The organism is Nonomuraea fastidiosa, from assembly GCF_042751225.1.
GTDB lineage: Bacteria > Actinomycetota > Actinomycetes > Streptosporangiales > Streptosporangiaceae > Nonomuraea > Nonomuraea fastidiosa.
In genome coordinates, this window is record NZ_CP170570.1 from 2,776,541 (window position 1) to 2,802,153 (window position 25,613).

The following is a 25,613-nucleotide window of genomic DNA, read 5'->3' on the forward strand; positions in this document are numbered from 1 at the left end:
CTCCCCGAGTAGCCGGCCCAGTAGCCGACGCTTCCCGAATAGGTCGAGCGCAGGCCACGGGTTCCTCCACGAGGGCCAAGTCTTCTGCCAACGCCGTGAAAGCGTTGTGCGGGGCCTTGATAGCAGTGAGTGCGGCGGGCCGGGCCCGCGACCCTGCACGGGCGCGGAGCCTTCAAGCGATCGCGCGGGGGTCAACGCGGCTCGCGGGCGATTCGCCGCCTGTCGGGTTCCAGGCCGAAAACGACTCACTGATCGGAGAGAAACCTGTGAGGCTCACCAAGAAGGCCGCCGGTCTCATCGCCGCGGCCACGCTGTTCACCGTGGTCGCCCCGGCCGCCGCGGCGGCGGCCAGCCCCCGCTCGACCTGCTACGGCGGTCGCGTCTGCCTGTACGCGGGCTACGACTACAACCGCGGCCAGGTCGACCACTGGCGGGACTTCGTCTCTGACGACTCCAACTTCGCCGACAACAACTGGCTCAACTGGGACTTCAGCAACTCCTGGACGAGCATGGACAACGACACCAGCTCGATTCGCAACCGCATCGGCTGCAGCGCCACGCTGTGGCAGCACCCCGGCTACACCGGCGCGCACAGCACGTTCACCCACAACTCGAACGACGGTTACCTGGCGAACAACGCCATCGGCAACGACCGCGCCAGCGCGATCGACATCTGGTGCCGCTGAGTAAGACAGGGAGTGCCGGTTTCCGGGCTTGGCCCTCGGAAACCGGCTGCCGCGGACTCCTCGCGAGCACGCTGGTGCTGGCGACGGCCGCCGCGGCCTGCGGCGTCGAGAAGCCGGCGGCACCGCCCGCGCCCGCCAAGGGCGTCACCTCGGTGTCGCACCTGGTGCTCCCGTTCGACGCGTACAAGACCACTCCCGAGCAGCGGGCCACGCTGGGCAACGCCCACAACCGTCTCGTCGTCAGGTGCATGCGCAAGCAGGGCATCACCATCGACCCACCCGCCGAGAGCGCGGCGCAGATCGCCGCGATCGATCCCGGCAACTCCCGCCGCTACGGCGTCGCCGACCCGGACGCGGCCAAGACGCACGGCTATCACCTGGCCAGGCCGCCGTCTCCCGACACGACCGGCGCCTGGGCCTGGCAAGCTGCCCAAACGCGCCCGGCACCGCCTGTACGGCACCGCGGCCGACCGCGGCTGCCTCGACCGCGCCACGCTCGCCCTGGAGGAGGGCGCGCGCAAGGCGGACTGGCCGTGGCTCGCGCTGCAGGACTCGCTCACGCTCGAACAGGCCGCCAAGCACCCGTCGGTGACGGCGGCGGTCAAGCGCTGGCAGTCGTGCATGAAGCAGGCCGGCCACTCCTATCCGTCGCCCGAGGCGGCCATCGGCGACAGCCGCTGGAACCTCGACGAGCCCACGGCGGTGACGGACGAGGAGCGGCGCACCGCGACCGCCGACACCCGGTGCAAGTGGGCGTCGGGCCTGGTCGCGGCCTGGTACGCGGCCGATGCCGAGCTGCAGCGGGCCCTCATCCGCGACAACCCCGACAGGTTCGCCGCCCTCCGCCAGAACCTGGAGCAGCGCCTGGCGAAGGCCTCACGCCTGCTCGCCGAGGACGAACGCCGCGAGGTCGGCTGACTGGGCGAGCCTGCTGGGCTCGTGCACGTACATCATGTGGCCGGCCTCGTAGTACTTGAACTCGATGTTGCCGGTCAGCTCGGGCGGCACGGGCAGGTGGGCGAAGGTGTGCTCGGCGGCGTAGTACGGGGTGGCGCCGTCGTGGTAGCCGCAGGCCACGTGGACGCGCAGGTGCGGGTTGGCCCGCATGGCCGCCCCGAGCCGGGAGACCACCTGCACGTGCGCGTTTTCGAACTCCTTGTACGACCACGGCCGCACCCGCGAGGTGAGCACCTCGTACGGCAGGTCGCTGGCGTAGCCCAGCTCGGTGCGCAGGTAGTGGTTGAGCGCCGCGCTGTAAGGACCCATGATCGCGTCCATGCTGGGGTCGGCGGCGAAGTGCTCGCGGCCGGCGTCGGGGTCCCAGCCGGTGAAGCGGCCGTCGAGCCTGCCGACGACCTGCCGCCGGTGGCGCAGCACCTCGGTGAAGAACCTGATGTGCTCGATGCGCAGGTTCACCCGGTCGACGTAGTCCTCGCTCAGCCCGGTCAGCCGGGCGATCTTGGCGACCGCGGCGGCGCGCTCCTCCGGGGTGAGCCGGTTGCCGCGGGCCAGCACCCACAGGTAGTCGCGGTCGGCGTACTCCTCGGCCTCGCGCAGCACGTCGGCGAGCGGCCGGTCGCCGTGCAGGCCGTGGTAGTGGGCGATGGCCGCGTACGTCGGCAGGTAGAGCGCGTAGGCCAGGTCGTTGCCGTCGTTGAACTCGCCGGTGATGAAGTCGAGCACCGAGGAGATCAGGATGACGCCGTTGAGGTACATGCCGTAGCGCGACTGCAGGTGCTCGGCGAGACCGGCGGCCCGCACGGTGCCGTACGACTCGCCGGCCAGGAACTTCGGCGACATCCACCGCGCGTTCCTGGTGGTCCAGAGCCTGATCACCTCGCCGACCGACTCCAGGTCTCCGGTGAAGCCGTGGTACGGCTCCGCCTTCTCCCCCTGGGCGGCCCGCGAGTAGCCGGTGGAGACCGGGTCGATGAAGACCAGGTCGCTCACCCGCAGCAGGCTCTCCTCGTTGTCCACCAGCCCGTACGGGGGCGGCAGCAGCGCACCGGCGTCGCCCATGACGACCCTGCGCGGCCCGAGCACGCCCAGGTGCAGCCACACGCTGGACGAGCCGGGCCCGCCGTTGAAGGCGAAGGTCACCGGCCTGCTGCCGGGGTCGGCGCCGTCGAGGGTGTAGGCGGTGACGAACACCTCGGCCTTGGGGCGCAGGCCCTCGAACGTGCCGTCGGTGGTCACCTCCTCGCGCAGCACCAGCGTGCCGGCGGTGGCGGTGTACGACTCGCCGGTCGGCAGCGTGTGGGAGGAGGTGACGAGGTTGTCGGCGGGGGCGGCAGGCTTCGACTCTTCAGACATATCGCCCCATTATGGTGCGATTTCCACCGTCGGGTCCGCGAACCTCTCGTTGGGGACCGTGGCGTACCAGCCGGGACGCCCGGGGTCGCGGTCGTAGGGGTAGCCGCCCAGCTCGCGGTAGAGCTCGGCGTACCGCTCCACCTTGTCGCGGTCGAGCCGCACCCCCAGACCCGGGCCGTCCGGCACGGCGATGGCGCCCTCCGAGTACGCCATCCTCCCACCCTCGATCACGTCGTCCCTGAGCTGGTGGTAGTGGGCGTCGGCCGCGTACGTGAGGTTCGGCAGCACCGCGCCCAGGTGCAGCATCGTCGCGAGCTGGATGCCCAGCTCACCCGAGGAGTGCACGGCCACCCCGATCTGGAACGTCTCGCACACCCCCGCCGCCTTCACGCACGGCCTGATGCCGCCCCAGAACGTCGTGTCCAGCAGCACCACGTCGGCGCTCCTGCGCAGCACGTTGGAGGCGAGCTGCTCGAAGTTCACCACGACCGTGTTCGTCGCCAGCGGCACGCTCACCCGCTCGCGCACGGCCCGCAGCCCTTCGAGCCCCCAGACCGGGTCCTCCAGGTAGTCGTTGTTCAGGCCCTCGATGGCCTTGCCGAAGCGCAGGCCCTCGGCCACCGACAGCACCGCGTTGGGGTCGTACCTGAGCCGGTCGCCGGGGAAGGTCTCGGCCAGCGCGCGGTAGCACTCCAGCTCGTAGTCCGGCGGGAACACGCCGCCCTTGAGCTTGTGCACGGTGAACCCGTGCCGCTCCTTCAGCCGCCTCGTGTGCTCCACGAGCTGGTCAGGGGTGCGGATCTCGGCGTGGGCGTCGGAGGCGTACCGGAAGAACAGGTACGACGCGAACGGCACCCGGTCTCTGATACGCCCGCCGAGCAGGTCGCAGACCGGCACCCCGAGCCGCTGCCCGACCAGGTCGAGGCAGGCGAACTCGATCGCGGCGAGGAGCTGCGTGCGGTTGTTGTAGAGCGAGGCCGTCGGGTTTGCGACCTTGAAGCGCAGCGCTTCGAGCTGGAACGGGTCGTGCCCCTTCAGGTACGGCACCAGCGCGCGGAACGCCGACTCCGCGCTCTCCCCGCCGCCGCCCATCTCGCCCAGCCCGACCAGCCCGTTGTCGGCCTCGACCTCGACGATCGTCCGGACGAAGCGCCCCCAGTGCGCGCCGTTGCTGTGCCGCAGCGGCGCCTCCAGAGGCACGGCCACCGTCGTGGCCCGGATGTCGACGATCTTCACTGACGCGTCCCCCTGACCACGGCCACCCCGCAGGCGGGCAGCCGCACCTCGACCGGCTCCTGTCCCGGCATCGTCACCTTCGTCTCGACCGGCTCGGCGGCCAGCGACTGCAGCCGCACGCCGTCCCAGCCCACCGACGTGACCAGCACGTCGGGATGGTCAACTGTCACGTACGTCTCCGACGCCTGCGGGCCGCCGGTGATCAGCGCGCCCACGAAGGGCTCGCACAGGCCCGCGGCCGCCGCCGCGCCGAGCCGCCGCCCGTTCGCGCCGCTCTCGGACGTGACCGCGTACCGGAACGTCGTCTCGCCCTGCTGCTGCGCGGGGAAGTTGGTGTCCCAGATGTTGTTGAGCGCCCACGAGTAGACCGTGCCGTCCTCCTGCTCCAGCGTCGGCGGGAACGGCGCGTACGGCATGTGGATGGTGCCGAGCTGCACCAGCGGCGCCTCCAGCGTGGCCCAGGCGATGGTCAGCCCGGGGTCTTCGAAGGCGATCCAGTGCCTGATCGGCAGCATGTACTCGGCCGAGCCCGGCACCCGCGGCACGTCGGGGCCGCCGACGCCGCCGGTCAGCTCCCAGGCCGTGGCCTTGCCCGCGGCGAACGGGAACGCGAGGAACACCGCCTCCTTGGCCGCGGTGCCCTGCTTGGCGAGCTGATAGGTCAGATCCAGCCTGGGCACGCCGTTGTGCAGCTCGATCGTGGTGCGGATCCAGTCCACGCCCTTGCCGCGCAGCTCCACGACCAGCCGCTCGCCCACCGCCGTGCGCTTCGCCTCGGTGATCCGCGCGTGCTCGCCGATCGACCGGTTGCCGAGCAGCGTGCGGTCGTGCGCGCCGACGTGGCCCGACAGGTGGTTGAAGTGCGGTGCGGTGGCGTACTGGTCGTAGACGTACTGGCCGAAGCCGGCCGCCGCGTCGCCGTTGACCAGCTCGCGGCCGGCCCGCTTGTCGAAGATCGAGCCGATGTAGCCCTCGCGCACGTCGTACGCCACGCGGTAGAACTCGTTCTCGATCACGCCGCTCTCGTCCAGCTCGACCGGCTCGGGGGCCTGCGTCTCGCCGGGGACGACGTCGAGCCGTACGTAGCCGTAGCCCGGCACGTCCTTCACCACCGCGTGCACGTGCCGCCCGATCGGCCGGGTCGGCCAGTCCGCCGGGTCCACCGGCTCCTCGTGGTGCGGCAGCCGCTCACCCGTCCTGGCGTCCACGATCGCGATCGGCACCTCCGTGCCCACCACGTCCCTCGGCAGGAACGCGCGCACGACGTCGGTCCGCGCCCACGTGGCCGGGCTGAAGACGGCGAACGAGGCCAGCGCGCCGCGTGTGTCATCCTCCGCGCCCGCGTCCGAGAGCGCCGCGCCGAACCGCCTGGTCGCCGCGTGCAGCAGGTCGGAGGCGTCGTCCTGGGCGTCGTACGCGCCGGACGACTTGCGCGTCCACTGCAGGCCGCCCGAGTCGCCGCCCTCCTCGGCGTCCTCCCACGGGTTCGCCGCGCCCCAGGTGTGCTCGTTGAACAGCGCGACCTTGTCGTACGCCGCGTCGATGCGCTCCGTCGCGTCCACCCCGGCCAGCGTGTGCAGCGTCTCGGCCACCCGCAGCGCCGACTGCGCCCTGCGCACGTAGCCCAGCGGGCGCGCCCCCGAGCCGAGCCCGTCGGCCCACCAGTCGGTCCAGTCGCCCTCGTGCACCGCCAGCCGGTCGTGGTAGCGCTCCTCGACGAACTCGAAGAAGTCGCTGTTGACCGCGCTGCGCAGCCGCGGGTAGGCCCACTGCTCGTTCCACCGCCGCGCGATCGTGGCCGGCACGATCGACGGGCCCGCGTTGTCGGCGTGCGCGCCCTGCACCCGCAGGTGCAGCACGTCCAGCTCGTACGGCTCCTTCGGCGCGTCGGGCCCCTGCCAGCCGAACGTGCCGGGCCCGTACGGGTAGCCGCGCGTCGCCAGCGCCGACAGGTAGCGCGGCAGCAGGTCGTCGGCCAGCTCGTAGGAGTCGGTCAGCCCGACCGTGTTGCCCTCCATGTACGCCATGCCGTGCGGCGTGTCGGTGAACCACACGAGGATCTCGTTGCCGCTCGGCGCCCGCCAGCGGAACGGCCTGGTCAGCTTGTCACCGCCGTGCAGGTACGGCACCGACCGCCCGGCCCAGTTGTGCGCGGCGGCGAGGTAGCGCACCCCGGCCTGGCTGAGCGCGTCCACCAGGCCCACGACCGCGCCCGGCACGTCGGTGTGCATGGCCGACTTCGTGGCGAAGCCGTAGCGGCGCTCCAACTGGGCGGTGAAGCGGAGCTGCCGGTGCAGCTCCTCGGTCGAGCACGCCTCGGTGTGCAGCTGGAACGGCAGCGCCGTCACCTCGATCTGCCCCGACCTGGCCAGCTCGGCGAAGGCGTCCACCATCTCCTTCGGCCTGGCCTCCAGCCAGCGCAGCGCCGGCATCGACGACTCGACCGTCCAGCGGAAGCGCGCGTCGTCCGGCCAGGACGCGCTCTCCTGCGCCAGCCGTACGGCCGCGTCCAGGTAGTCGAGGTGGTGGCGCAGCACCGTGCCCTGCGGGTCGGTGTAGCCGATGTCGAGGTGCGAGTGATGCACCACGAACACGTTCCACTTGCGCTGCGGCGTCACCGTGATCCGCGCGCTGCCCACGACGCCCGCGTCGTCGCGGCACTCCAGCGTGAACTCGCGCGGCGCGTCCACCTCCGGCACCAGCAGCGTCACATCGCGGCCCGTCGCGCTGTCCACGCCCACCAGCACGTGGGTCAGCGGCTCGGTGCTGGAGACCCGGACCGCCTGGCGTCCGTCGTGGGTGAACAGCGGCAGCACCGCGACCCGGACCTCCAGCCCGCGCACGCTGATCACAGGCGTCGAGGTGTCGTCTCGCAGCGCCTGCCTGATCCCGTCGTAGTCGGGACTCCCCAGGCTGCGCTGGAGCAACCGGCTGGTCATTGCACACTCCCTAGAGACAGGCCCCTGGCGAAGAGGCGCTGGGTTGCCAGGAACAACACCACGGTCGGCAGCGAGACCACGAGCCCGGCGGCCAGGCCGACCGGGACCGGGGTGCCGGCGTACACGTCGGTCATGAGACCCGCGATGGCGGTCATGACCGGCCTGACCTCTTCGGTCTGGGTCAGGGTCAGGCCGAAGATGAGGTCGTTCCAGATGAAGGTGAACTCGAGGATGAACACCGCCGTCAGCGCCGTGAACGAGATCGGCAGGTAGATGCGCCAGAAGATGCGCCACGTCGAGGCGCCGTCCATGCGGGCCGCCTCGAAGATCGAGAACGCCACCCCGCTGTAGAAGTTGCGCAGCACGAACGCGGCCAGTGGCACGTTGATCGCGGTGTAGATGAGGAGCATGCCGAGGCGGCTGTCGTACAGGCCGGCGTCGCTGTAGCCGACGAAGAGCGGCACCAGCAGCATCTGCGAGGGGAACACGGTGCCGCCGAAGATCAGCAGGAACCACCAGAACCCGTGCCGCAGCCGCAGCACCACGATCGTGTAGCCCGCCAGCGCGCCGATCAGCACGCCGAGCAGCGGCGAGAGCACGCTGTAGAGCGCGGTGCTGGCCAGGCTCGGCGTCAGGTTCGCGCTCTCCAGCGCCGTCGCGACGTTGTCGAACAGGGCGAAGTCGCCCGAGGGCAGCCACGCGCCGGCCGGGTCGTACGCATCGGACGGCCGCGCGGCGTTGACGAGCAGCAGGTACGTCGGCCCGAGCCAGATCAGCCCGAGCGCGACGAGCACGGCACGGCGGATCACGTGGCCGTCACCTGCCTGCGCAGATACAGGTAGGAGGCCAGCCCCGTCACGACGGTCAGCATCACCGCCACCGCCGAGCCGTAGCCGTAGTCGCTGGCCACGAACGTCTCCTTGTACATGGTCACCGCGAGCGTCTCGGAGTTGCGTCCAGGACCGCCCTGCGTCAGCACCCAGACGATGTCGAACGTCTTCAGGCTCGCCACCAGCGCGAGACCCACCACGACCGCCGTCAGCGGCCGCATGAGCGGCCAGATCACGTGCCGGAACAGCCGCCAGCCGGACGCGCCGTCCAGCCGCGCCGCCTCGATCGGCTCCTTCGGGATCGACTGCAGGCCCACGACGAACAGCAGCGTGTTCACGCCGAGCTGCTGCCAGGTCCAGACCGCGAGCATCGCGAGCGTGTTCACCGGCGCGTCCTGCAAAAACGCCGTGTCCACGCCGAGCAGCACGTTCGCGATGCCGCCGTGGGACAGGATCGGGCTCCACACCATGGCCAGGCCGGCGCCGCTGAGCGCGTACGGCAGCATGAACGGCGCCCGGAACCACGCGCCGCCCTTGATGTCGTACGACAGCACCGCGACCAGCAGCCCGAGCCCGACCGGCAGCACCATCGTGCCGATCACCCAGATCAGCGTGTTGCGGGTCGAGGTCAGCAGCGCGGTGTCCGCGAAGAGCTTGCCGAAGTTGGCCAGGCCGGTCCAGGCGGGCGGCTCAAGGCCGTCGTAGCGGGTCAGGCTCAGGTACGCGGTCCACAGGAACGGCGCGTACAGCAGCACCGCGACCAGGAGGGCGGCGGGCGCCACGTACCCATGCCTGAACCGGCCGAGCAGCGGGGCTTTCACCTGAGTTGGGGCCGCACTCACTGGTGCGTGCTCCAGTACTCGTCGGCGGCCTTCTGGATGGTCTGCAGGACCTCCATGTACGAGTCCGGCTCGGTGACGAACTTGCCGAACCCGTCGAGCGCGGCGTTCAGAATGGGCGGCGGCGTCGCCTCGAAGTAGCGGTTGACCAGGCGGTACTTGCCGCTGCCCGCGTCCTTGGTGACCGTGCCGAGCGCCTTGTCGTCGATCGTCACCTTCGGGTTGGCGCTGACGTCACCGCGGCTCTTGGCCCACTTCTCCTGCGCCTCGGCGGTGGTCCACCACTTGAGGTACTTCATGCTGGCCTCGGGGTCGGCCGCCTTGGCGAGCGAGCACAGCGGGCCGCTCTCGAAGATCATCGACGTCTTCGGCAGCGACGGGTTGACGTTCGGGATGACGAAGAAGTCGTAGTCCGTGCCGGCCTTCATGTCGCGGCTGGTCATGCTGGTGTTGAACCAGGTGCCGAACGTGACCATCGCGGCCTTGCCGTTCTTCAGGACGTCGCCCGGGTCCGTCTTATCCCCCGGATTAATGAAATATCCGGCGTCGATGAGCTGCTTCCACCGCTCCATCACCTGCACCACGCCCGGGTCGGTGTACTTCGCCTTGCCGGTGGAGAGCCGGTCGTACAGGTCGGGGTCGGTGCCGGCCAGGAGCTGCTCGAACCAGACGAACGAGAACAGCACGCTGGTGTGGTAGAACGCCTTGACCCCGTTCTTCTTCAAGGTCTCGGCGATCTGGACCAGCTCGTCCCACGTCTGCGGCGGCTTCAGGTCGTACTTGTCGAAGATCTTCTTGTTGTAGAACATCCCCCAGTAGGCGACGTTCATCGGCACGCAGTACTGCTTGCCGCCGACCGTGTAGTACGGCAGCAGGTCCTCCGACAGGTCACCCGCCTTGATCGCCTCCTGCCAGATGGCCGAGGTGTCGGCCACCTGCTTCTGCTTGACGATCTCCTCCAGCATCCCCCCGGTCTGCCAGGTGAACAGGTCGGGCTTGACGTTCGTGCGGAACGACGCCTTGATGAACGCCTGGTACTGCGCCGAGTCCGTGTAGCCCGTCGGCTTCATGCCCAGGCCGATCTTCTGCTTGGACAGCGCGCCCATCTCGTCGAAGTACTTCGACCACGCGCCCTTGTCGTTGTAGAGGGTCAGCTCCGTCTTCTTCTGCTGCTCGCCGGCGCCGTTGCCACCGCAGGCGGCCAGGACGAGCGCCGCCACGCCGAGCGTGGCCACACGTGACCGGAACATGGGCCGGCCTCCTTGGTTCTCATCGGGGGGATTGCAACCTGTGCTCGATAACGGTCTTCACATCGACCAGGTGGGCCCGCATCCGCTCCTCGGCCTGCGCCGCGTCGCGAGCTTCGATGGCCCCCAGGATCGCCAGGTGCTCCTCGTAGTCGCGGCGCCGGTCGTCGAAGAGATGCAGGATCTCGCGCTGCTCCGGGCCGTGCACGGTCAGCAGCGAGTCGACCACCTCATGCAGGACGCTGTTGCCCGCCATCCGGGCGGTCGCCCGGTGGAAGGTCATGTTCGCCTCGTGCAACTCGGCGTCCTCGCCCCGCAGATGCCTGCCCGCCTCGTCGAGCACCTGCCTGAGCGCCGCGATCTCCTCCTCGCCGGCGTGCTCGGCGGCCATCGCCGCCAGCGGCGGCTCGATGACGATCCGCGCGCCGAGCAGGTCCAGGAGCTGAGGGGCGTGCATCTCACGCATGTTCGGATTGGGCAGCACCAGCCGCTCTATGGCGGCTCCGACGTAGATGCCGGAACCGTGCCGCATCTCGATGGCCCCGGTGGCCTCGAGCCTGCGCAGCGCCTCGCGCAACGTCGGAGTCGTGACGGCGAAGCGCTGGGAGAGCTCCCTGGTCGAGGGCAGCCTGTCGCCGGGCCGGTGCCCGCCCGTACGGATGAGCTCCAGCATGCGCTCGGTGAGAGCGTCGGAAAGCGAGGGCCGCGTTACCTCGGACATATCAAGTGATCTAATCACTTTTCGGGTGTGGCGTCTATGAGGGATATCGATTCGTCACAGATCGCCATGTGAGGCCCGTACCGCTCCGAGCAGGTTCTCCCCGGACCACCCCGCACACGACGACCCGCCGAACCCCCGGTCCGCAGGCGAGCCGGGGACGCGCGAGAGCCCGGAAGAGCAACCGCGGCGCCCAGCGAGCAGCGGGGCGGCCTAACTCTTGAGCAGCTTGAGCATCAGATCGATCTGCCCCTTACGGGAGCTCTGCACCTGGGCCGCCCACTTCTGCACCTCGGGGTGGGCCCCGCCCGCCACCTCGGCCGAGGCCATCTGCACGGCGTCGTCCTGGTGGGCGATGAGCAGGTTGAGCAGGTCGTACTCGAAGTTCTTCGACACCTTCAGCGCCTGGATGCGCTTGGCGTCGGTCTCCGGCATGCCGCCGTGGTGGTCGTGGGCGCTGCTCGGCGGCGTGACCGGCTGGTCCCAGTCGCGCAGCCAGCGTTTCAGCATCTCGACCTCGTCCCGCTGTGTGGCCACGATGGCCGAGGTCAGCGTCTTGATCTCGGGGTCGGTCGCCTGCGCCGCGCCGATCTGGGCGATCTCGATGCCCTGCCGATGGTGCTGCACCATCATCTGGACGAACATCACGTCGTCGGCGTTCACCGGCGGCTCGTCCTTCCGCTGGCCGCAGGCCGTGATGAGCAGGAGCCCGAGGACCGCTAAGACCGTACGCAACCGCCTCAACTCCCGCTTATCAGCCAGGAAACCTTCCTATTGGAGGATTGCCCACCTGCGCAAGGTCTGTCACCCACCCCGTACGAAGCCGAGCGCCTGCCCGATGTGGTGCCGGACGATCGCCATCATCGCCTCCCGATCCGGGAAGTCCCCATCGAGCAGCCGCAACGGCCCGGCCACCAGCGCCAGGCTCTGGGCCAGCCGGTAGAAGCGCATTCTGGCCTCGTCCAGCCCTTCGATCCGCAGCCGCGGGTAGTGCTCCCCGAACCTGAGCCGCAGGAAGACGTGCTCCCACTCGACGTCGAAGAACTTCGCCCCGTCGATGTCGATGAGCACCGGCTCGCCGCCGTCGTCCATCAGCACGTGGTCGGGCCCCAGCTCGCCGTGGATCAGCGCGTGTTCCGTACGCGGCTCGATGCCGGCCGCCATCTCCCGCAGCAGCTCCTCGAACGCGTCCCGCTCCCGCCTGATGGCCTCGACCCGTCCCGCCGCCTCCGCCAGATCCTTGACCGCCCACCCCAGCACGACATCCGGGCACACCCCCGCCTCGACCTGCCCGACCCTGCCGAGCCCCGCCGACCGCCGCCCCGCCATCGTTTCGAGGTAAGCCGCCAGCGGGCTCAGACCTCTGAGGTCGTTCCTTCGAAGCCGCTCCTCAAGCGTGCCACCGCGCACATCCTCAATCACCGCCACCTCACCCGGGTAGTGCCGCCCGCTCCCGTCGGCGAACAGCAGCCGCGGCACCCGCACGCCCAGCGCACTGAACTCCTGATGAGCCGCGAGAAAGGTCTGCAGCCCCGAAGGCCCCCCTTCATCACCCCAGAAGTTCTCTTCAACCGCCCAGGAGTAAAGAACAGCACTGGGCCCCCGACCGAACGTCAGCCGATAGACCCCTTTCCTGGTCCCACCCCGCAACCGCTCCACCCCGTCGAGCCGGGTTCCGGGGCCGAACACCTCACGTACCAGCCCGGCCAGCCGGTCCCGCCCCGCAAACCGCCGCCCACCGGCAACCCCCGCGCTACTTACAGAACCCCCGCCACCACCGACCGGACCAGCCCCGCTCGAAGCCTCCGCCTCACTCACACCGGCCGCCTTTGCCCGCATGACCCGCTCCAGCCACCCGCCCGCCAGCCTCGGCCGACGTGACGGGACGCATCCCGATTCGCGCCGCCACCGGCACATCGTCCCGCCCCACGATCCCCACCGCCACCGGCTTTCCTGGGCAGCCGTCGCCGGCCGGATCACCGGACTACTGGCGACCGAATCACCGGAATAAGCGCAGCAGGCGCCTCAAGCAGAGAACAAAGGCCCAGAAGATCCCTGACACGGACGCATGCCCCCTTCCCCATGACACCGACCCATTTGGTACGAGAACGATCCAGCGCCCCCGATCGTTCACCCCTGCCGCACCCCCTTTCCCGCCATCATGCTCGCCTCACCCGCCCCCGCCAACCGCGTATCCACAAGCCCGGCTCCAACCGGCGAAGCCATGCGAAAGACTCAGCCTGCACCGGAACCCCGGAAAGCTCCCGCTCTAACGTCACCACAATCCCGTCCCGCTCACGCACACCAGGATCAGCGGCGTAGCGAACGGCAAAGACTGCCGAGCGATCTGGGCGAACACCCGCCGACTCACCTCAACCTGCGGCCCCACACCCCAAACCTTCGCGACCACCCATGCTCGGCGAACAATCGACCTCTCATCCGGAGCGCGTGTCGCCGCCATGGTGTCTACCTCAGCAGAAACGCCGCGGTCGAGGTGACGGCTCAGCTAGCACCCCCGGCATTGTCCTCCAACTGCGCCCCCAGCCAGGCCCGAACTGCTGCTTCTTCTTCGTACGTGAAGGCCAATCCCACCTGATCGGCCCGGCTGAGCATGCTCTTCACAAACGCCATGCCGATCTCCACTTCAGTTGGCGAAGGTTGGCGATACAGAGGGCAACCACCATTTGCCGTGCCATGCAGGACGACTTCGATGACCTTGCGGCTTACAGCAAGTCCTTGAGTCTGAAGCTGGTCGCGCGACCAGCTAATACAATGAGCGAGATTGAACTGATGGGAATGGGCGTAGGCGGAAAGCGTTTGATATATGGCCGGCCACCACCCAGATGGCAGCCGAGGCAGGCTGAATAGTTCGGTCAAGCGCTCGACAGGCTCCGGCAGAGCGACAACCTGCCCTACGGCATCAGGGGGCGTGTGACGGATCTTGTCCCACAAATAGTGCTGCGACATACATAGGTTGGGCAGATTGAGACTTTCCACCGCTCGAGCGAACCCGCCATGACCAAACCAGTCGGTGTGAGCGATCACGTCACCCAGCTCGCTGCGCAGCTGCCCCGCTAGAGTAGCCATGTTTATCGGCGCGGGCGCCTCGTTATACTCCCTGAGGACCTTCGAGCGGAACGACATGTACGCCTCATCGTGGTCGACCGACACGCCATCGGAATGCGTGACCCCACCGTCGCAGTCCTCACCCTCGGTGTCCGCGGTCATGTCCGCATCGTCATCGAAGTCAACATGTTCACCCGAAACCAGCGCCAGCAGCTGCCGACTGCCCAGGACTTGATCGGCGATTGAGGTGAACGCCTCGGCGGCATCTGCCGGTGACACGATCACTGTGCGCCGGTCTGCGCGACGCAGTCGTTGCAGTAGAGGCGCCATATCGGAGTCACCGGAGGCGATGACGAACTCCTCATATAAAGTGTCGGCCGACAGTGCATCAACGGCATCGATGACAATCCTGATATCGGCGCCGTTCTTCGTAGCGCTGTAACGCGGACAGTCGATCACCTCGAAGCCGGCGCGAACGAACGACGGCCTGAACCGAGAGAAGTACAGCCGCTCCGCCTTCCCATCCGGGTCGCGATGGTTCACCCATCCGGATGGATTCAGGTAACAACGCAGAATCAGCCAGCGTCGTGAAGCATCCGTAGTGGATGTCGTAGACAGACGGCGAAGCCAAGCGCCCGGATCGCTCGCGAACTGGATAGCCACCTCTGGATCCAAGTTGAACATGCCGGTGAAGACATTGTCAAAGTCGAGATAGAGCGCAGTCCGGACATACTCCACACCAGTAACCTACCACCGTCAACCCATCCGCAAGAGAGGAATTACGGTTCGGCATTGCCAATCGCGTACAAGAACGACAGCAAGCGGAACTACGACCCAAGGAACACGAACGAAGCGCGAAGGAGCCTCGAACTTGTCAGCCGTTGCCGGCCGAGATCAAACCGACATTAGACGACATCAAGCACACTGGCATCGGCGCATGCGTCTAGCTGTACTTGGCCAAGGTCTTGGTGACACGCGGTCGCAGGTAGTTGATCACGCAGAAGACCTCCGGGCGTAGTGGAGTTTGCCGCTTCACCACCACCCGGAGGTCTTGATGGGTCACGCTAACGCGCGGCTGACGTTTCATGGCAGATGCCTGCTGATTCGCCGTGTCGTGTTCGACGGCCGGCCGGTAGCGCATGTCGCCGCCGAACTCGGTATCTCCCGGCAATGCGGACACCGATGGGTGCGCCGGTTCCGGACCGAGGGCTGGGACGGGCTGCACGAGCGGCGCAGCGGCCCCCGCTTTTGCCCCCGCCGCACCCCCGCCGCCACCGAACAGCGGGTGCTCACCGCCCGTGCCCAGCTGCGCTCCGGCCCCGACCACATCGCCCGGGTCACCGGCGTACCGGCCAGAACCGTCACCCGCATCCTGCGCCGCCACGGCGTGCCGCTCCGGCCGCCTGCGCCCCCTCACCGGCACCCCCATCCGCGCCCACCGCAAAAGCGCCAACCGCTACGAGCACGCCGCGCCCGGCGACATGATTCACCTGGACGTCAAGAAACTCGGCCGCATCCCCGACGGCGGCGGCTGGCGCGCGCATGGCCGTAGCGAGCAGGTCCGCGGCCGCGGCATCGGCTACGACTACCTGCACACCGCCGTCGACGACCACAGTCGCCTGGCCTACGCCGAAGTCCTCACCGACGAAAAGGGCACCACCTGCGCCGCCTTTCTGACCCGCGCCGCCGCCTTCTTCGCCGCCCACGGCATCGACCGCATCCGCCAGATCCTGACCGACAACGCCAAGAACTACCGCAGCAGCCGCGCCTTCCAGCAAGCCTGCGCCGAACTGGGCGCCCGCCAGAAGTTCTCACGCCCGCACTGCCCCTGGACCAACGGCAAAGCCGAACGCTTCAACCGCACGCTGGCCACCGAATGGGCCTACCGCCGGCCCTACACCAGCAACCAGCACCGCACACACCTCGGCGGCCAGCCACCCATCAGCCGACTGACACCAAGTTCATGACCAAGTACATCTAGCACGGGACCTTCGGCACCGGGGCGGACGATGACGCCCTATTACCCCCGGTCATGCTCGCCCTCAATGCCGCGAAGATCGGCGTGGCCAAGGCCGGCAGTAGACGCACCGCCCTGCACGAGAGCGCAAGCTGACGCTGCTTACGACGATCTAGACGTCAAGTCGGCGTGCCTGGCCCGTGGAACACCTTGTCCTTAGCACCTGGTCGCCACTCGGCCTGTCCCACGCGTCAACCTTCGGCCATGCCGTACGCAGGATGCACAGAGACCGTCAGCCTGGATACCAAAGGCTTGATGACAGCAAGTGAGCCGTTCATCAAGCCAGACGCGAACCCGCCCTCCCGAATGAGCCACCAGAGCCGATCAGTTCGGCTCGCGTGAGGTCATGCAGGAACATGCAGCGACCTGCGGTGAACGAGGGCGTTAGCAAAGGGCCTCCCGCGACGATCGCGAGAGGCCCTTTCAACTGGGAGCCGCCTTGGGGATTCGAACCCCAGACCCCTTCATTACGAGTGAAGTGCTCTGGCCGACTGAGCTAAGGCGGCATCTGCCGTGCAGCGTGAAAGAGTCTACAGGAGCCTGAGGGGTTCTCGCTCCCATCGATCTCCGATCCCCGCAAAGCACCCGGGTTCGCGCCACCCACGGCCCGGGTCGGGTCACTCCGCCGAGCCTCGGGGCACGCTGTCCGTGCCCCGAGGCCGCTCGCGCCCATGGGCCGCCTGCGGTCTAGTTCGCGCCTCCCGGCTCCCCGCCGCCCCCGTACGCCGAGTCGTACGCCTTCCGGGGCCCGCACACGCTCGCACGGGAGCACGAGCACCGCCTCCCGCCGTCGTTGAGGCGGACCACGACCGAGTCGGAGGGCACGTTGTGCCCCACCACCGTGCCGGGCCCCTCGGGCGTCTCCACACTCGTGCCCGTGCGTGGGGCTGTGGCGCGGAACTCCTGGTAGAGGGGGTGTTCGTACTTGAGGCAGCACATGAGGCGCCCGCACGCGCCGGCGATCCGCAGCGGGTTGACCGGGAGGTCCTGGTCTTTGGCCATGCGTACGGAGACCGGCTCGAAGTCCTTGAGGAAGGTCGCGCAGCACAGGTCGCGGCCGCAGGGGCCGATGCCGCCCTGGAGACGGGCCTCGTCACGGGGGCCGATCTGGCGCAGCTCGACCCGGGCCCGGAGGTTGCGGGCCAGGTCGCGAACGAGGGCGCGGAAGTCGACCCGGTGCGGCGCCGAGAAGTAGACCGTGTAGACGTTGTCCTTGTCGAGGTAGTCGACGCCGACGACCTTCATCGGCAGCGAGTGCCGTTTGATCAGCCGCTTGGACACGCTACGGGCCTCGGCTCGGCGCCGCTTGTTCGACTCGTCACGTGACAGGTGCTCTTCGCCGGCCGGTCCGGCGCACACCGGCAGGCCCTCGATGTCCTCGCTCGTGTACTGCGGCGCCCAGACGCACTCCGCCACCTCGGGCCCCGCGTTGGTCGGTACGAGGACTTTGTCGCCCACCTTGTACGTGCGATCGCCGGGATCGAGGTAGTAGAGCCTCCCGTAGCGGGTGAAGCTCACGGCCATGATCATTCCCATGGGCTCGAGCTCGCCTCCTGACGGCCTCGGGGTCGGTCACTTACGGCCTTCCCCGCCACACTACGTGCGCATGCCTGGAAGGCCACCCCCGGCCGAGCTCCTTATTCCGCCGCCTTGCCCAAGGCCGCCGTCCCGCCGGCCGACCGTCTCGGCCGCCTCAGGAGCACACCCTCCCCGCAGGGAGCTCCAGGCCGAAGTCGACGTACAGCGCCCGCCGCTCCGCCACACACCGCTGGTACACCACCTCCGCCACCCCGGGCTGCCGCTCCAGCTTCTCGATCACCTCGGCCCCCTTCCTCTCATCCTTCAGCGCGATCCTGAACGACTCCGGCATGTCCTCCACCGCCGTGTGGCGCCTGAGGGCCGCATCGTCGGCGAACGTCTTCTTGAACTTCGCGTACGCCGCCTCCTTGCTCTCATAGACGTACTCCGCCACCTGCGGCATCCGGCGGATCAGCCGCTCGATCGCCTGCCTCTGCGCGGCCGTCACGGCCTTGGCGGGTCCCGAGCCGCATGCGGACTCGCGCGAACCCCGCTGGCACAGGAAGGCGGTGATCTGCCACCTGGTCTCTTCAGCGGTCGGCTGCCGGGTGACCTCCGGCGAAGCGTGGTTCACGATCCCGGCGAGCCCCGCCAGCGAGATGACGGCGTCCTCCACCTGCTTCCGGTCCCCGCCCTTCTTGATCTTCAGCCGGTACGCCGCCGGCAGGTCCTCGGCCTTGACCGCGCCGAGCATCGCGGTGTCGCCCGCGAAGCTCTTCTTGAACCGCTCATAGGCCGCCGCCTGGTCCTCGAAGGACAGCTCGTTGACCTGAGGAAGCCTCCGCAACGCGGTCTCGATGGCCTCGACCTGCGCCGGGGTGGCCTCCTGCCCGCGGCAGGGCGGCCTCTTCGCCGACTTCGTGCACAGGAAGACGACCATCTCGGCCGCCTCGCTCTGCGCGGGCTCCACCGCCGCCACGTGCTCGTCGCCGCCGGTGCCCAGCGCCACGGCGGTCGCCGCGCCCGCGATCGCCACCGCGGCCGCCGCCACGCCCACCAGCCGCAGATCCACCCGCACCCGCCGCCGCTCGGGAGTGCGCAGGGGCCGAAGGGTGTGGGGGTCGAGCGCCGCCCCGGCCTCTTCCAGGGCCTCGCGCAACCGTTGTTCGATAGGGCTGTTCATGAGTCCTCCCCGAGAGCCCGGCCGAGAGCCGCCAACCCTCGCGCGACCGTGGACCGCACGGTGCTCGCACTGATCTTCATCGTCTCGGCGATCTCCTGGTCTGTGAGATCGAAGTAGTAGCGCAGCGTGAGCGCCTCGCGCTGCCTGCCGGGCAGCCCGCGCAGCGCGAGCAGGACCGCCCGGCGCTCCTCCCCCAGCAGCGCGGCGCTCTCCGCCGACCAGACGGGCGGATCGTACGGCGGCGTCTTCCTGAACACCGTGGCCCGCCGCCGCAGGACCGATCGGCACCCGTTGAGCACCGCGGACCGCACGTAGGCGAGCAGCTTGCCGTCGTCGCGCAGCCGGCCGCGGCGGGCGCACGTGCGCTCGAACGCCTCCTGCACGACGTCTTCGGCGCTCGCCTGGTCGCCGACCATGATGAGGGCCAGCCGGACGAGGCCGACGTGGTGCTCGGCGAAGATCGAGGCGACGTCGGCCCGGCGCCGCGACAGGTCTTCCTGCCGGGTGAGCAGTTCGGTTTCCACGCAACAGAGACGCCTGACCGGCTCATCTGCTGCTCCGGTCACGCGAGTATTTTCAGCGCAGGGCGAGCATCATCGCCTCGACGGCCATCTGCGGGTTGACGCTGGCCGCCAGCCGTTCACGGCACTGCATGATCGCGTCGATGCGCCGCAGCGTCTCCTCCGGCGTGGACGACTTGGCGAGCTGGTCGAGGTCGAAGCGCAGGTCGTCGTTGGCCAGCTCGACCTCCGTCGCCCCGAGCTGCATGGCCAGCACGTCCCGGTAGAACGACACGAGCTCCAGCAGGGCGGCGTCGAGCGAGTCGCGCTTGATGCGGGTGGCGCGCGACTTCTGCCGGTCCTCCAGCTCCTTCAGCGCCCCGGCCCCGCCGCGGACCAGCCCGCGGTTGAGCCCCTTGCCTGATGATCCCTCGCCGTACAGCTTGCGCAGCTCGGCCGTCTCGCTCTCGTTGAGCGCGGCCGTGGCGGCGGCGGCCTCCTCCTCGGCGGTCTTCACGAGGCGTTCGGCCGCGGCGATGCACTCGCCGACGCCGGTGAGCGTGCGCGGGATGCCGAGTACGGCCTCACGCCGCTTCCTGACGCCCTCGTCGAGCGCCAGCGCACGGGCGCGGCTGATGTGGCCCTGTGCGGCCCTGGCGGCGAATCTGGCGGTCTCCCAGGGCACGTTGTCGCGGGTGGCCAGTACGTGGGCGACGGCCTCGGTGGTGGGCGTGACGAGGTTCACCAGGCGGCAGCGGGACCTGATGGTGATCATCAGGTCGTCGGGTGCGGGCGCGCAGAGCAGCCACACCGTACGCGGCGGCGGCTCCTCGATGGCCTTGAGCAGCGCGTTCGCGGCCGACTCCGTGGCCCGGTCGGCGTCCTCGAACAGGATGACCCGCCACCGCCCCTGCGTGGGCGCGCCGGCCGCGCGCAGGATCAGCTCGCGGGTCTGCTTGACGCTGTACGACAGCCCTTCGGGACGTACGGACTCCAGGTCGGGATGCGAGCCGATGAGCACCTGGTGGCACTGCTCGCAGTGGCCGCAGCCGCCGTCGGGGCAGAGCAGGGCGGCGGCGAAGGCGCGCGCGGCGTCCTCGCGTCCGGCGCCCGGCGGGCCGGTGAACAGCCAGGCGTGCGTCATGCCCGCGCCGCGCCCGCCCGCGACGACCTCTCCGGCCGCGGCCGCGGCCCGCGACAGCACGGCGATCGCCTGGTCCTGCCCCACGAGGTCATCGAAAACCGTCACGGCCCAAGGCTAGTCGCCGCCGCCGCCCGCCACGTGCGTACGCTCGACCCGATCTTGACCTCCGGCCGGCGGTTGCCGACCATCGGAACAGTGCGCTTCCCTCGCGTCAAACCCGAGCACGCCCCGAGCCGCTCATCCGACGGCACCATCCGCCTCGGCGGCGTCATGTACGGCATCGCCTCGGAGATCGAGGACCCCGACGGCTGGGCCTGGGCCGCGCTGACGCTCATGGACGGCACGCGCCCCACCGACGAGATCACCGCCGAGCTCGCCAAGCGCTTCACCGAGCTGACCCCCGAGGAGGCCGGCGACATCGTCGCCACGCTGCTGTCCTCCGGCCATGTGGAGGAGGCCGACCCGGGCCCCTGCGCGGAGCTGAGCGAACGGGAGAAGGAACGCTACAGCCGGAGCAGGGACTTCTATCGCTGGATCGACCTCACCCCGCGCGACCACGGCTGGGAGCCGCAGCTGCGGATCAAGGCCGCGCGGGTGCTGGTCATCGGCCTCGGCGGTACGGGCGGCCATGTGGCCTGGTCGCTGGCCGCCTCCGGCGTGGGCCGGCTGCACCTGGTCGATCCGGACGTCGTGGAGCTGTCCAACCTCAACCGGCAGTTGCTCTACACCGAGGCGGACATCGGGCGTCCCAAGGTCGAGGTGGCGCTGGACAGGCTGCGCCGGCTCAACTCCGACATCGAGATCACCGGGGAGAGCGCCACGGTGGCCGGCCCCGATGATCTGGATCGGCTGGTCGACGGGTTCGACGTCCTCGCGCTGTGCGCGGATCACCCGCGCGAGCCGGGCGGCATCCAGACCTGGGCGAACCGGGTCTGCGCGCGCAAGGGCATCCCCTGGGTCAGCGGCGGATACAACGGCCCCCTCGTCAGCGTGGGGGTCTTCGGTCCCGGCGGCCCCTGTTACGAATGCGTCCGCGCCGGCATCCCGCCGCAGCCCGGCGCGGACTACGCCTGGCCGGGTGTGATGGCCGCGTCGGCCGGGCTTTCCGGGCAACTGGTCGCCCATGACGTGCTGGCGCTCATCACCGGGATCTTGCCCGCACCACCCGGCTATTTCCACGGTGTGGCGCTATTGGATCCGAACGGGCATGTGTACGCACACAATCCGTCATTACCCGGCTGCGAATTCTGTTCTTGATCGATAGCGAAAAAGAGGGGAATCTAAAACTGCCCTTCTTCACTGCGATTCGACAAGGAGTGTCATGAGCAACACATCCGCGCAGGAACCGCAGCACGAGCAGAAGCCGCGCAAGAAGAAGATCGTCGTCCGCCGGCTGGAGAAGATCGAGCCGACCACGTGGACGCCGAGTCACGGCAACTCCAACTGATCCACCTGCGGGCAGGGCGACCTGCCCGCACTTTCGGAGGCTTTGATGAGTGATGTGCTGAGCCGCGTACGAACCGCACCCGCGACCACCATGGACGCGGCCGAGTACGGGACCGACTTCGGCAAGGAGTTCGAGGCCGCCGCCGGAATCGTGTGGAAGCTCGAACGCGCCCAGCATTTCGACGAGGGGGATCTCCCCAGCTATAAGGCGATGCTGGAGGGCGACTGGGAACGCTCGATGAAACTGGCGGACCAGATGCGCCCCGGTTTCCGCGCCGACAATCCCGACCGAATGGACTTCCGGCGTATCAGAGTGGTGGAGGAGCCGCTCAGCCGATACCTCCGCTGGGAGCTGGAGGTGCTGGCGATACGCGCCGAGGAAGGCGAGAACAACCGGGTGGTGACGGTCTCCGCGGTGCGCCCGTACGAGGCCGCCGGCCCGGTCCCCGAGCTCGTGCTGTTCAACCCGACCGTGCTGTACGAAGTGCTGTACGACGAGAAGGGACGGCACACCGGCGCCCGCAAGATCACCGACCCTGAGGTCATCGAGCCCTGCATTCCGGTCCTTGCGTCCCTGTTCGACGAGGGCGAGGACCTGCGTGCCTATTGCGCCAGGACGAGGCGCGCTTGATCGTCGCCTTCCACCCTCTCGGCGTCCGCCAGGACGGCGCGGAGTGGATCGTCGGGCGCGTCGACTCCGGCGACTTCGTCGTCGTGCCCGAGGAGGGCATGCGGGCGATCCGGCTGCTGCAGGACGGGCTGAGCGTCGATCAGGTACGGGCCCGCCTGCTGACGGAAGCGGGCGCCGATCTCGACGTGGCGGACTTCGTGGCCGATCTGTCGGAGGCGGGCCTGGTCGCGGAGATCGACGGACGCCCGGTCGCGAGCCCGCCGCCGCTCCGGCCGACCTTTCCCCGGCTCGAGCCCCGGCACCTGCGCTGGGCCCTGCACCCCGCACTCCACCTGGCCCTGCTCGCACCGATCTGCGCGGGCATCGCCTGCCTCATCGCCCGGCCCGCCGTCTTCCCCGACCTGCAGACGGCGCTCTGGACCGGCCACGGCGCCTTAGTGCTGCTGTCGTGGACGGTCCTCGCGTGGCTGACGACCGGGCTGCACGAGCTGGCGCACCTGGTCACCGCGCGCGCGGCGGGCGTGCCCGCGCGGATGAGCCTCGGAACGCGCCTGCAGTTCCTGGTCGCCCAGACCGACGTCTCCGGCGTGTGGGCGGCCCCCACCCGGGTCCGCGTCACCGTCTACCTCTCCGGCATCGCCCTCGACCTCGCCATCTGCGGCGCGGCTCTGACCTGGACGTACGTCGCCGGACCACATCCGCTCGCCGCGTGGATCATCCTCATCCAGCTCGCCCGCGTGGCCTACCAGCTCCTGGTGTTCACGCGTACCGACCTGTACTTCCTGCTGCAGGACCTCACCGGCTGCCGGAACCTGTACGGCGACGGCCGCGCGTACATGCTCGCCCTGACGCGCGGCAGGCGCGGCACGCTGAACGGGCTGCCGCCCCGCGAACGGGCCGCCGTGCGCTGCTACGCGCTGCTCCAGGCCGCCGGAACCCTCGCCTGCCTGGCGCTGGCCGCGCTGGTGATGCTGCCCTTGCTGGGCACGCTGATCGCGCAGGCGGCGCAACACCTGCTGCACGCGGACGATCCCCTGGCCATGGCCGAGGCGCTCGTCGTGCTGGTCCTCGTCGTAGCGCCCGAACTGCTGTGGCTGCGCACCTGGTGGCGAGGCCACGGGCGGCGGGTCAGAGCGTGGCTCACCAGTCGCGGATGGCGGGCATGGTGCCCGTGGCGTCCTCGGACTCGCGAGGAACCGGGTCGGGCAGGATCTCCCTGATGCGGTCCTGGATCTGCCGGGTGATCGTCTCCTGCGGCAGCGTGCCGTCGACCACGAGGTAGCGGTCGGGGGACGCCGCCGCCAGCGCGCGGAACTCCTTGCGTACGCGCTCGTGGAACTCCAGCGGCTCGGACTCGATGCGATCGGCGGCACCGCCCAGCCGGGCCAGGCCCACCTCGGGCGGGGTGTCGATGAGGACGGTCAGGTGGGGCACCAGCCCGCCGGTCGCCCAGGCGTTGAGCTTGGAGACGTCTTCGGGGTCGAGGGTGCGCCCCGCCCCCTGGTACGCCAGCGAGGAGTCGACGTAGCGGTCGGTCACCACGAGCGAGCCCCGGTAGAGCGCCGGCCTGATCACCTTCTCGACGTGCTCGGCCCGGTCGGCGGCGTACAGCAGCGCCTCGGCCCGCGCCGACAGGCCGCGCTCGGCGGCGTCGAGCAGGATGGCCCGCAGCCGCATGCCGATCTTGGTAGCGCCGGGCTCGCGCGTCTGCACGACGTCGTAGCCCTGGTCGCGCAGCCAGATGGCGATCACCCGCGCCTGGGTGGTCTTGCCCGAGCCCTCGCCGCCCTCGAACGCGATGAACAGCCCCGGCACCTGCTCGGCCGCCTGGGCCGGGTAGCGCTGGCCGCGCACCGCCGCGATCAGGTCGGCGGCGAGCGGGACGCCCTTCCTGTCGTCCATGTGACGCAGCGCCAGCACCCCGACCACCATCGCCAGCGCACCGGCGATCACCAGCACGAGGTTGGTGCCGTCGAAGCGGTAGCTGAACTGCCCCATGCCGATGACGTGGACTCCGAACAGCGCCGCCAGCGGGTTGGCCACGGCCACCACGAACAGCAGCGTCACCCGGGCCGTGGACTGCAGGAACGCGAACGTGCGCCCGCGCAGCGCGTCTTCGACCTCGAGCCCGATCAGCGTGTAGCCGATGATCCAGGCGATGCCCGCGCACGCCCCGAGCAGCACGGTCAGCATGACCACGATGACGAGGTTGTGCACCAGCGCGATCGCGACCAGCACCAGGCCCGCGACCGTGATGGCCAGCCCGAACAGCCGCCGCCGCGACAGCTCGCGCAGCAGCCTGAGCCCGAAGAACATGCCCAGCGCCATGCCGGTGAAGACGGCGCCGAACACCACGCCGTAAGCGGCGTCGCCGCCGCCCAGCGCCTCGACGTAGATCTTGGCCACGCCGACCACGGCGCCGCCCGCCGCGAACGCGCCCAGCATGCCGATGATCAGCCCGCGCACCACGCGGTTACCGCCCACGAACCGCCAGCCCTCGACGATCTGCTTGAGCACCGACGGCGTGGAGATCGCCCCGTCACGCTTGGGGATGTCGCGCAGCGTGAAGATGAGGACGGCCGAGACGAGGTAGGCGCAGGCGTTGGCGATGAGCGCCATGCTGGTCGCGCCGTGGCCCGGCAGGAACGGCAGCAGGCCGCCGATGAGGTCGCCCGCCACCGACAGCGCCGCGAAGAGCATGGCGGCGACCGGTGCGGTGCCGTAGGTGACCAGCAGGTTGAGCCGGTTGGCCGACTCGAGCTGCGCCTTGGGCACGAGGTTGGGCACCGTGGCGTCCTTGGCCGGCACCCAGAACAGGTTGATGCACTCGACCAGGACGGTCGCGACGATGACCCACTGGTAGGCGTTGACGAACGGGATCGACAGCACGACCGCGAACCTGAGCAGGTCGGCCGCGAACATCGTCAGCCGCCGGTCGAACCGGTCGGCGAAGACCCCGGCGAGCGGCCCGAGCAGCACCGCGGGCAGCATCTTGGCGACGAAGACGCCGCCGACGGCCAGCGACTGCACGCGGTAGTCACCCTGGGTGAGGTTGCCCGCGAGGGCGGTCAGTGCCAGCAGGTTGAGCCAGTCGCCCAGGCTGCACACCGACATGGCCGTCCAGAGCCGTCGGAACGGCGCATTGGCCAGCACGTGGGCCGGGCGGCTCCGGCCAGGGGCAATCATGATTTCAGCGTATCCAGGTGTCGACCGGAAGGGTGTGGTCAAAAGACGGCCCGGATCTCCCCGGTCGTCCGTGGCTGAGGGTAATACGTCGGCATAGCCGGGCGCAGGGGACAC

21 protein-coding genes, 1 tRNA gene and 1 pseudogene are annotated in these 25,613 nt (G+C 69.4%); 7 read left to right on the top strand and 16 right to left on the bottom strand.

Features of this window, described 5'->3' with window-relative positions; all coding sequences use genetic code 11:
• The first annotated feature begins 266 nt into the window (after positions 1–266).
• Both ACFMQL_RS12550 and ACFMQL_RS12555 read left to right on the top strand, forming a co-directional pair.
• A complete protein-coding gene (locus ACFMQL_RS12550; protein ID WP_364064079.1) occupies positions 267–686 on the top strand; it encodes a peptidase inhibitor family I36 protein in 420 nt (139 codons plus the stop codon).
• 588 nt (positions 687–1,274) lie between these two features.
• The gene (locus ACFMQL_RS12555; RefSeq protein ID WP_378785741.1) at positions 1,275–1,604 is read left to right on the top strand and encodes a hypothetical protein; all 330 of its coding nucleotides are present in this window, start codon (positions 1,275–1,277) and stop codon (positions 1,602–1,604) included.
• Here the strand turns inward: ACFMQL_RS12555 and ACFMQL_RS12560 are convergent.
• From ACFMQL_RS12560 to ACFMQL_RS12605, 10 genes are all read right to left on the bottom strand, one after another.
• On the bottom strand, positions 1,563–2,999 hold the full coding sequence (locus ACFMQL_RS12560) for a peptidase S10 (RefSeq protein ID WP_364064084.1): 1,437 nt from the start codon (positions 2,997–2,999) through the stop codon (positions 1,563–1,565). The genes ACFMQL_RS12555 and ACFMQL_RS12560 overlap by 42 nt on opposite strands.
• Before the next feature lie 9 nt (positions 3,000–3,008).
• Positions 3,009–4,235, bottom strand: coding sequence for an enolase C-terminal domain-like protein (locus tag ACFMQL_RS12565; protein WP_364064086.1), 1,227 nt, complete (start codon positions 4,233–4,235; stop codon positions 3,009–3,011).
• The gene (locus ACFMQL_RS12570; RefSeq protein WP_378785742.1) at positions 4,232–7,174 is read right to left on the bottom strand and encodes a glycoside hydrolase family 38 C-terminal domain-containing protein; all 2,943 of its coding nucleotides are present in this window, start codon (positions 7,172–7,174) and stop codon (positions 4,232–4,234) included. The genes ACFMQL_RS12565 and ACFMQL_RS12570 overlap by 4 nt, the downstream gene beginning before the upstream one ends.
• Positions 7,171–7,983: a carbohydrate ABC transporter permease gene (locus tag ACFMQL_RS12575; protein WP_364064091.1), complete on the bottom strand. Its 813-nt coding sequence runs from the start codon at positions 7,981–7,983 to the stop codon at positions 7,171–7,173. Before ACFMQL_RS12575 ends, ACFMQL_RS12570 begins: the two co-directional genes overlap by 4 nt.
• Entirely contained in the window at positions 7,980–8,825 is an 846-nt protein-coding gene (locus ACFMQL_RS12580) for a carbohydrate ABC transporter permease (RefSeq protein WP_378785743.1), read from the bottom strand. Before ACFMQL_RS12580 ends, ACFMQL_RS12575 begins: the two co-directional genes overlap by 4 nt.
• Before the next feature lie 17 nt (positions 8,826–8,842).
• Positions 8,843–10,093: an ABC transporter substrate-binding protein gene (locus ACFMQL_RS12585; protein WP_378785744.1), complete on the bottom strand. Its 1,251-nt coding sequence runs from the start codon at positions 10,091–10,093 to the stop codon at positions 8,843–8,845.
• Positions 10,094–10,112: 19 nt separating this feature from the next.
• Positions 10,113–10,811 carry a FadR/GntR family transcriptional regulator gene (locus ACFMQL_RS12590; protein ID WP_364064100.1) on the bottom strand — a complete coding sequence of 233 codons (699 nt, stop codon included), beginning with the start codon at positions 10,809–10,811 and terminating at the stop codon, positions 10,113–10,115.
• Between the two features lie 210 nt (positions 10,812–11,021).
• Positions 11,022–11,543: a DUF305 domain-containing protein gene (locus tag ACFMQL_RS12595; protein WP_364064103.1), complete on the bottom strand. Its 522-nt coding sequence runs from the start codon at positions 11,541–11,543 to the stop codon at positions 11,022–11,024.
• Positions 11,544–11,612: 69 nt separating this feature from the next.
• Entirely contained in the window at positions 11,613–12,725 is a 1,113-nt protein-coding gene (locus ACFMQL_RS12600; RefSeq protein WP_378790155.1) for a phosphotransferase family protein, read from the bottom strand.
• Positions 12,726–13,310: 585 nt separating this feature from the next.
• The gene (locus ACFMQL_RS12605) at positions 13,311–14,612 is read right to left on the bottom strand and encodes an NYN domain-containing protein (RefSeq protein ID WP_364064109.1); all 1,302 of its coding nucleotides are present in this window, start codon (positions 14,610–14,612) and stop codon (positions 13,311–13,313) included.
• A 316-nt stretch (positions 14,613–14,928) separates the two neighbouring features.
• On the opposite strand from ACFMQL_RS12605, the pseudogene ACFMQL_RS12610 reads away from it, so the two are divergent.
• Positions 14,929–15,841, top strand: a pseudogene (locus tag ACFMQL_RS12610) (IS481 family transposase).
• 482 nt (positions 15,842–16,323) lie between these two features.
• On the opposite strand, the gene ACFMQL_RS12615 reads toward ACFMQL_RS12610, so the two are convergent.
• The 5 genes from ACFMQL_RS12615 to ACFMQL_RS12635 form a co-directional block, all read right to left on the bottom strand.
• Positions 16,324–16,397: transfer RNA gene (locus tag ACFMQL_RS12615), tRNA-Thr, on the bottom strand.
• A gap of 181 nt (positions 16,398–16,578) precedes the next feature.
• Positions 16,579–17,421 carry a regulatory iron-sulfur-containing complex subunit RicT gene (locus tag ACFMQL_RS12620; protein WP_364064750.1) on the bottom strand — a complete coding sequence of 281 codons (843 nt, stop codon included), beginning with the start codon at positions 17,419–17,421 and terminating at the stop codon, positions 16,579–16,581.
• A 163-nt stretch (positions 17,422–17,584) separates the two neighbouring features.
• The gene (locus ACFMQL_RS12625) at positions 17,585–18,592 is read right to left on the bottom strand and encodes a permease-like cell division protein FtsX (protein WP_378785745.1); all 1,008 of its coding nucleotides are present in this window, start codon (positions 18,590–18,592) and stop codon (positions 17,585–17,587) included.
• Positions 18,589–19,116: a SigE family RNA polymerase sigma factor gene (locus ACFMQL_RS12630; protein WP_364064113.1), complete on the bottom strand. Its 528-nt coding sequence runs from the start codon at positions 19,114–19,116 to the stop codon at positions 18,589–18,591. Before ACFMQL_RS12630 ends, ACFMQL_RS12625 begins: the two co-directional genes overlap by 4 nt.
• A 52-nt stretch (positions 19,117–19,168) precedes the next feature.
• Positions 19,169–20,341 carry a DNA polymerase III subunit delta' gene (locus tag ACFMQL_RS12635; protein ID WP_364064115.1) on the bottom strand — a complete coding sequence of 391 codons (1,173 nt, stop codon included), beginning with the start codon at positions 20,339–20,341 and terminating at the stop codon, positions 19,169–19,171.
• A gap of 90 nt (positions 20,342–20,431) precedes the next feature.
• Here ACFMQL_RS12635 and ACFMQL_RS12640 point away from each other — a divergent pair, with 90 nt between their 5' ends.
• From ACFMQL_RS12640 to ACFMQL_RS12655, 4 genes are all read left to right on the top strand, one after another.
• Entirely contained in the window at positions 20,432–21,493 is a 1,062-nt protein-coding gene (locus ACFMQL_RS12640) for a ThiF family adenylyltransferase (protein ID WP_364064118.1), read from the top strand.
• A 64-nt stretch (positions 21,494–21,557) separates the two neighbouring features.
• Positions 21,558–21,683 (top strand): hypothetical protein, encoded by a 126-nt coding sequence (locus ACFMQL_RS12645; protein ID WP_364064120.1) that lies wholly within the window; start codon positions 21,558–21,560, stop codon positions 21,681–21,683.
• Between the two features lie 45 nt (positions 21,684–21,728).
• Positions 21,729–22,313, top strand: coding sequence for a DUF6879 family protein (locus tag ACFMQL_RS12650; protein WP_364064122.1), 585 nt, complete (start codon positions 21,729–21,731; stop codon positions 22,311–22,313).
• Positions 22,310–23,533: a hypothetical protein gene (locus ACFMQL_RS12655; RefSeq protein ID WP_364064125.1), complete on the top strand. Its 1,224-nt coding sequence runs from the start codon at positions 22,310–22,312 to the stop codon at positions 23,531–23,533. Before ACFMQL_RS12650 ends, ACFMQL_RS12655 begins: the two co-directional genes overlap by 4 nt.
• Here the strand turns inward: ACFMQL_RS12655 and tmk are convergent.
• Positions 23,454–25,499 (bottom strand): dTMP kinase, encoded by a 2,046-nt coding sequence (tmk, locus tag ACFMQL_RS12660; protein WP_364064127.1) that lies wholly within the window; start codon positions 25,497–25,499, stop codon positions 23,454–23,456. The genes ACFMQL_RS12655 and tmk overlap by 80 nt on opposite strands.
• Positions 25,500–25,613 lie beyond the last annotated feature (114 nt).